This is a genomic window from Promineifilum sp. (SeqCode) (genome assembly GCF_041918635.1).
Taxonomy (GTDB): domain Bacteria; phylum Chloroflexota; class Anaerolineae; order Promineifilales; family Promineifilaceae; genus Promineifilum.
Genome location: NZ_JAYRVJ010000675.1, coordinates 1 through 7760, shown reverse-complemented (window position 1 = coordinate 7760; position 7760 = coordinate 1). Strand labels below are relative to the sequence as shown.

At 65.7% G+C, this 7760-nt stretch carries 6 protein-coding genes; 1 reads left to right on the top strand and 5 read right to left on the bottom strand.

Annotated elements, in window-relative coordinates:
* The 5 genes from ACE3UY_RS19800 to ACE3UY_RS19780 form a co-directional block, all read right to left on the bottom strand.
* A partial coding sequence (locus tag ACE3UY_RS19800) for an aminoglycoside N(3)-acetyltransferase (protein WP_374689205.1) occupies nucleotides 1–677 on the bottom strand: 677 nt, incomplete at its 3' end.
* An 88-nt stretch (nucleotides 678–765) separates the two neighbouring features.
* The gene (locus ACE3UY_RS19795; protein ID WP_374689204.1) at nucleotides 766–2841 is read right to left on the bottom strand and encodes a TolB family protein; all 2076 of its coding nucleotides are present in this window, start codon (nucleotides 2839–2841) and stop codon (nucleotides 766–768) included.
* 247 nt (nucleotides 2842–3088) lie between these two features.
* Nucleotides 3089–4024, bottom strand: coding sequence for a hypothetical protein (locus ACE3UY_RS19790; protein ID WP_374689203.1), 936 nt, complete (start codon nucleotides 4022–4024; stop codon nucleotides 3089–3091).
* A 78-nt stretch (nucleotides 4025–4102) separates the two neighbouring features.
* Nucleotides 4103–5320, bottom strand: coding sequence for an SRPBCC domain-containing protein (locus ACE3UY_RS19785; RefSeq protein ID WP_374689202.1), 1218 nt, complete (start codon nucleotides 5318–5320; stop codon nucleotides 4103–4105).
* A gap of 42 nt (nucleotides 5321–5362) precedes the next feature.
* Complete coding sequence (locus ACE3UY_RS19780) at nucleotides 5363–6070, bottom strand: LysM peptidoglycan-binding domain-containing protein (RefSeq protein WP_374689201.1); 708 nt, start codon at nucleotides 6068–6070, stop codon at nucleotides 5363–5365.
* A gap of 174 nt (nucleotides 6071–6244) precedes the next feature.
* Here ACE3UY_RS19780 and ACE3UY_RS19775 point away from each other — a divergent pair.
* On the top strand, nucleotides 6245–7760 hold a 1516-nt coding region (locus ACE3UY_RS19775), incomplete at its 3' end, for a class I adenylate-forming enzyme family protein (protein ID WP_374689200.1).

The window sequence follows — 7760 nt, the reverse complement described above, 5'->3', positions numbered from 1 at the left end:
TCCTCATCGTTAAGCGCTGTGTCGCGCAGGTGAACCCACTCGCGGCGGCCATCGATCCGCACCGGCGCGCCCTGGGCCAGCGGCTTTTTGCCCGGATAGTTGGCGCGGTATTCGGCCAGGTGGAGCGAGCTGTTGTTGCCGTGGCCCACGCCGAGCAATAGCACCCAACCGTCCAGATCGTAGACGCGGGCCAGTGGGGAGCCTTCGCCCATGCAGTAGTCGAGCTGGTGGCCTTCGGTCACCACGGCGGCAGCGGCTCCCCAGGCGGCAAACGATGTCTGCGGGTGGTCGCTACGTCGCACGTCGCGCCCCTTGCGGAACGCCTCCGGGATCGCGCCCATGCCGCGCGTGGGCGTCAGATCGGGGTCGTAGGCGGGCATCGTCGCGCGGATGACCTCCCACCACGGCTCGGGCACGGGCGGGTGCTGCCAGTGGGCCGGGTCGGATAGATCGCTGGAGTGGGTGGGCATGACCAGCGTCCCCTGGCGGCCCAGCGTCAACTCCAGAGCCAAAATGACCGCCACCGGCCCGCCCGACACCCAACCCAGTGCGCTCAGCGAGGAGTGGACGAGCACAACCATCCCCGGTTGCAGCCCTAACGCCAGCAGGTCGGCCCGCAGCGATTCGATCGTCGCCGGCGGCCCCTGCGTCTGTTCGATAGCTTTCCACTCGCCCACGCCTCACCTCGCGCCTGAAGAGTTGCCCTTAGATTACCCGGATTTAGTGGCGGCGCACCCGTCGCCGTTGGGCCGCCCCGCTTCCAGCCTACGGCCGCTGAACCACCGGCAGAAACAGCTGTTGGGTCGCGTCCTCGAAAAGATCAAAGCGGCTGAAGTGGCACAGTGATACTTTCACCGTGTTCTCCCCCAGCAGCCGGGTATAGGGGCCGCAGCCGGCTTCCACCCACTGATTGCCATCCTCCACGAACCGCTTCAGGCGCAACTTGGCTTCGTCTAACCCTGCGATCTCCTCATCGGCGTACTCGATACTCACCGTCACGGCCTTGTTCGGCGTGCTGACCACGACGCTCCCCTGCCGCGCCAGCAGCTCGAACGCGCGCTGGGTCGCGCGCTCATTGGGCGGCGTCACACCGGGCAGCGGGATCAGCCACAGCACTGTGGGCGTGTTGAAAGCCCAGGGCGGCACGGTGATCACCGTGGTGTTGCCGCGGCCATCCACGTAGTTCAACACGCCGCCCGTCTCCGGCGGGATCGTCGCGGACGGGTGATCGGCGCGAACGTCGAAGGCCGCCACGTCCACGGCGGTCGAGTGGCGTGTGCCGTCGGCGGCCACCACGTCGGCGACAACGCGCATCGTCCGCGGGCCGGTCGTGACCGCATCGGCGGTGGTGCGAATCGGGCTGGCCGTATAGATGCCGTCGCCCGGCTTGGCGTCGCCCGCACTGCCGCCGTCAACCAGGACGCCCTCCTGGACAGTCCGATCCTGAACATCATCCAGCAAGGCAACGCTGCCAACCCTACCTGGTGAGGAGGCCGCCACGACCCGCGCGGTCACCTTCGCCTCGGAACGGCCTTCGGTCAGCAGGTAGACCGGCGTCATCAGCACGTCGTCGATCTGGGGAGCCGGCCCGAGCGACGGCGGATTGATGGTCAGCGTCGCCAGCTTTGGGTAGCCGTAGCCGCCGGTCCAGTCGAGATAGGCGAAGCGCGTCCCATCCGCGTTCATGGTCAGGCAGTAGCCATCGATGATAGGCCCGGGGTAGTTGGTCGGCATACCGCCCCACAGGGCCAGATCGAGCTTCTCGCCGCTGCCGTCCGTTTTGACCAACCGGCCATACCAGGGCACGGAGAGAAACGCGCCATCTTGGGTGAGGCCGACCGATCTTGCATAGGACGCATCGCTGTAGCCGGTGAACAGCGTCCGGCGATCGCTGCCATCGTAGTTCACCACGCCCCACTCCGTCGGCGTCGAGCAGCACGGATTGGGCGCGACGGTGTAGAGCACTGTGCTGCCGTCGCCGCTGATGCGGACGTTGTCCATTCGCCAGTAATACCCTTCCGGGTAGAGGTCGTACGCCTGGAGGCCGCCGCCATCCGCGCCGACGCGAAAGAGCTTCAGGCCGCGGTCGCGCACCTGGGCCATGAAGACGATGCGCTGGCCGTCGTCCGACACGTCGATCCAGCGGCCGGGGCCGCCCGAGAACGGGAAGTCGGCCGGCGTCGTCCCGAAGAGGGCCGCGATCTGCTCGGCGGTGACCAGTTGCTTCAGGTTGCTGCCGTCGCCATTCACCGTGTAGACGCCGGCCTTCTTCGGCTGGTTGCCGGGCTGGAGCGACCAGTCCCGGTCGACGATAAAGGTGACGCGCTCTCCGTTGGTCGATAGATGAAAGTCCTTATAGCCGCCCTCGATGGTGATCACCTGGTGCGCTCCGCCCCCGTTGGCATTCGCCAACCGCAGGATCGTCCCGCCGTCCCAGGAAAGCACCTTCGAGCCATCGGCGCTCAGATCGACGCTCGAATCGGCGTGCCAACTCGGCTCGTAGCTATCCACCTGTCGCAGGCCCTGCCCGTTGGCCTCGATGACGTAAATGGTGTTCGGGTTGTAACCACCGACGAAGGCGATGCGCGTCCCATCGGCGCTCAGGTCCATTCTTCCGGCGATGACGCCGTCCAACCCCGGCAGCGGCAACTCGTGGTAGACAAGCGTGCGTGTTATCGAAGCCAGAGGCGCTTCCGGCCGGGCAGCCGGCGCGCTTGAGGGCGCTTGCTCTACTGGAGTGGCGGCGGCAACTCCCGACCCGCCGGCGACCGCCAGGCCGGCAAGCAGCATCAGATACAAGACAGTTCCGAGGATCGCAAAACGAACCTTGATAGTGGACATGGCGCTTCCCCCAACCATTTGGCTGCGGCGAGATAGTCTCGCCAACCATCGGCCGGGCCGGAACCTGTCGGCAGGTGAGGTATAGCCGGATGCGATGCGCTCTGACCACACATCCCACGTCGGCAAGCCCGGCCGGGCGGCCGGACACCGCAGCGCACGCTGCGTCACAGATACTATACAATAGAGGGGTGGCCCGGCACAAGCCCCAGGTCGCGGCTGCTAAACCGGGCGTAGCGCCTCCGGACGCTCAGGAAACGCTCTCGATGCGCTCAAAGGCCCGCAGCGTCTTCAGCTTGCGCAGCGTCAGGATGCCCTTGTACTCCCGTTCGGCTTCAGCCCACGCCGCAGCGTCCACAAAGTCCCATGACCAGGCCGGCCCCCAGACGCCGCCGGCTGGCCCGCGCTCGATGTCATAATCAAGGTTGGTTTCGAGGAGCGCCGGATCAAAAGCCACGGCCAGCGGCGAGTCGGGCGACTGCACCACGTCGAGCGGCTTCAGGTTGTAGTCCCCCCACTGCGCGGGGTCGAGGGTCACCGTGCGGGGCAACGCGCGGAGCAGTTTGTCCAACAAACCCTGGTAAGTCTCCTCCGGCAAGTCGGGTGTCTCTAACAGATCGATCACGCAGGCGAGATCGTGCATCTCCATATGTTGGGGGTAGCGCATGACCTCGTCAAAGACCGATTGCAGCGCGCTCTCGACGAAGGGCGAAGGGACGAGCCGGCGAAACTGCCACAAGTAGGAGACGACCGAGGCGCGGGGGTTGGCCCAGAAGTGGCCGAACGCCTCCTCGGTCCCATCATACGTCCACCACGGGGCGTGCGGCGCGTTCTCTACTTCCGGCGGCACAATGGGCCAACGTTCGCGAACCACGTCATAACTGTCCATCAAGTAGGTCAGCGCGGCCGGCAAGCCGGGCGTGTCCTCGGTCGCGCCGATCTCGCGCAGGATGCCGAGCGCGATGGTGGTGGCAAGTACGGATGAGGCGGGGGTGCGCATGTCCGGATCGAGCGCATGGCCGAAGCCGCCGTCCGTGTTCTGATAGGCCGCCAGCGCGGCCAGAACGTTTGTCCGGCTGCCGTTCTCGAAGTGGTATTCGTAGAGCGCGCGCTCCAATGGTCGCGCCTCGCTGCGTAGATACGCAACCGCCTTATTAAAAGCCTCGCCGCTCAGCTTCGTTGCCATTGCTCAGTCCCCGTCTGTCGTTATTGGCGATCAGAGCGTCACCGAGACGGCGGCGCTCCATGCTGTGAGGGTCGTGGTTTACGCAGCTCTGGCCGCGGCCAAGGCAGCCTTCATCTGGGTCATGTGGTCGTCGATGTGAGAGTAGGACTCGTCGAGCAGCGTCCGGGCCAATCGCCAGTAAGTGCGCTTACGCGCGACAAACTCCTCGGGCAGTCCTTGTAGTAGCGCCACCGTCTCCTCATTCAGCCGCTTGAGTTCGACCAACATGTCGGCCAGCGTCGGGAAGGCATGGATGGTCGCGTTCAGCCGCATCTCCTGGTTACCCGACCAGGCATCATAGGAAGCCTCCTGGCTGGCGACCAGTTCATCGATCCATTGCTGGTTATAGCGCTCACTCTGGATGAGATGAGCCATGACCTGCTTGATGCTCCACGCTTCCGGCCCTGGCCTGTAAGACGCTTCGACATCGGTGACCTCCGCCAGGAACTCATCCAGCGCGGCCTCATCCCGCGTCAGACGCTGCCGCACGCGCTCGGCCAATTCCTCGTTGGTGGCGGGAATGACGGGGATTTTGCGGCCGGAGAGGGTCATGGCCGCGCTCAGACGTTCGTCGCCGCGGTAGAACTCGACCATCACGACGTCGCCGGCGTGGTGTGACTGGAGCGCGTTGCGCAATTCGGTCACGTCCGTGGTGGCGTGGCCCGCGACGGCCACAATGATGTCATCCTGGCGCAGCCCGGCTGCCTCTGCGCCCTGACCCGGCACGACACCGCCCAGCCGCACACCGTGCTCCACCGGCACGCCCAGCCGGACGGCCTCATCGGCGTCGAACGGCATTAGCAATACACCCAGCATCGGCCGGCGCGTCACCCGCAAGTCCTCGCCCGAGGTCAGCACCGAAGCCAGGTTCTCCAGCGCGCGCCGCCACGCCCGGTCGAACTGCTCCAGCTTGTCGCCCCACTCCGGCCCGACGCCGATGTCGCAATGCTCCAGCGCCATATACGTGCCGCCATCGCCCGGCTCAATAGTCACCCGCACCGACGTTGGGCGAGGTTCGCCGCGCCCCTGCCATGTGAAGCCAACAATCCGATTGGCATCTAGTTCAGTGTAGTGGCCGGTGGCGTAATAGCCGTCGTTCCAGCCGACGAAGAGATGGCCGCTCAGGCGCGTGGATACCGTGGCGGAGTCGCACAGCCATTCGCGCAGGGCGGTGCTGCTGGTGAAGGCGCGATAGATCTCGGCCGGCCCGACCGGAATTACTTGCCGGTAACTGAGGTTTTGCGTCTCAATGGGCATAGGTTTGCTCCTTGCGGCGTTGTGCGGCCTCGGCCGCCGGTACTACTGCATCCGCGGCGCCCAGATTTGCCGGCCGGTCGTCAGCGCGCCGGGGTTGGCGAGTTGGAGAATGGTGGTTGTCGTGGCGAAGCGCGTCGCCAGCGACTCCCACGTGTCGCCTGCCACAACGGTGTAACGCTGGACGCATGGTGGCCCGACAATCCGGCCGATGCTGCCAATGGCTGGTACGGTGATCACGTCACCCGGGTAGATGAGGTTGGGGTTAGGCAGCGCGTTCGCGCCGTGGATAGCGGCATAGGTCGTGCCGTAACAGCGGGCGATCTGGATCAGCCACTCGCCCTGGATCACCTGATGCCGGATGGTAGCTCCGGGAGTCAGTTGGCCGCCGATTCCGGGAGCGGCGGTCGGCAGCGGAGCAGTGGGCATGGGCGTCGTGGTGGCGATGGCCGCGGGGACGGTGGGCGCGGCGGTGGGCAAGGGCGGCGGCACGATGCCTTCCGTCGTCACCCCCGGCAGCGGCGTGGGTGTGGCCGATGCCGCCGGCAGCAGAGTGACCGAGAACGGCGTGGGCGTAGGCGAGGCGATGCCAGGTGTGCCGGGCGCGGGATAGGCGACCGTCACCAGAATGGGCGTGGGCGTCAGTTCACCGTCGGCCTGTCTGAGGCAGGACGTGGACAACCCGAGGATCAGCAGCGCCAGCACCAACACACCGAAGATGGTGAGCACGAAATCCGAAATTCGATCCAGCATCGCTCGCTCTCCCTGCCCGGTGGGCATTCCGGTTTACGTAACGTGCGTCACTGGCTATGATACATGAATTGGGCGTTTACAGGCAATGTGTATTGATCGAAGAATGGGACGCTGATGGACGCTAATTTCGCGCTGATAGGCGCGGTTTCAACAGAGTCAGGGTGAGGGAGCAGTATGGCATGGCAGGAGATGCTCGACAATCACATCCGTGACCAGGCGGATCAGAGCGCGCTGGAGTGGCTGCGGCCAGAAGGGCAGTTCGACCACGCCATAAACTACGGCCAGTTGGGCGAGGCCGTTAACTGCGCCGCCGGCCGCCTGTTGGCGCTGGGCGTGCGGCCGGGCGATCGCGTCGCCCTATGGCTGAGCAAGTCGCCGGCCTTCCTCTATTACCACCTGGCCGCCCTGAAGGTCGGCGCGATCTCGTTGCCTCTCAACCCGGAGTACAGCGCCGACGAGCTTGGCTATTACGTGGAGGACGCGGCGGCGGCTGTGCTGGTCATTGACGACAGTACTGGGGAGGTTGCTAAGTCGCTATACGAAACGAGAAGCGATCCGACGCTGTTACATGTTGGCCGACTGGTCGAGGAAATGACACCGACGCTCCCTCCTGTCGCCATTGACCCACCAATGACTGCGCTCATGATCTATACCAGCGGCACTACCGGCCGGCCGAAAGGTGCGGAGATCACCCACGGCAACCTGACTACCCAATTGGCGGCGCTTAAGGAGGCATGGGGCTGGTCGGCCAACGACCGACTGCTCCACGTCCTGCCCTTCTTCCACGTACACGGCTTGATCGTGGCCCTCCACGCCGCGCTGCATGCGGGAGCGACGACCGTCGTATTGCCCCGGTTTGCACCGCAGGTGACGCTCGACGCCATCGCCGCGCGACGTTGCACCGTCCTGATGGGCGTGCCGACGCTCCACCGCCGTTTGGTCGAATGCCCCGGGGCGCGCGCCACCGCTGTAAGCTCCCTGCGCCTGGTCACTTCCGGCTCCGACCGGCTGCCCGACGACCTCTTTGACGCCTTTCGCGCCACGTTCGACCACACGCTGCTGGAGCGCTACGGCATGACGGAGGCGGGCATGCTGCTGTCTAATCCCCTCCAGGGCGAGCGCCGTCGCGGCTCGGTTGGCCGGCCGCTGCCCGGTGTAGCGGCGCGTATTGCCGATCCTGACACCGACGAACCGCTGCCCGACGGCCAGGTCGGCGAGGTGCAGGTGCGCGGCGCGAACGTCTTCAAAGGGTATTGGCGACAGCCGGAGAAGACAGCGGCCGCTTTTACCGCCGATGGCTGGTTTCGCACCGGCGACCTGGGGTTGCGCGAACCGGACGGCTATTTCACGCTCAAGGGGCGGGCCAGTGACCTGATTATCACCGGCGGCTACAACGTCTATCCGGCCGAGGTCGAGCGCGTCTTGCTGGCCCATCCGGCTGTCGCGGCGTGCGCCGTGTTCGGTTGCCCGGATGACACGTGGGGGGAGCAAGTGGCGGCGGCCGTCGTTCCCGCCGCCAGAGTCGAAGCCAATGCCGCGGAACTACAGACCCACTTGTTGGCCCACTGCCGGGCGCACCTGGCCCCTTACAAGGTCCCGCGCCGGCTCACCTTCACGGCCGATCTGCCCCGCAACGCGCTCGGCAAAGTGCGGAAGGATGTTCTGCGCCGCCATTGCCCGTTGCCCCATT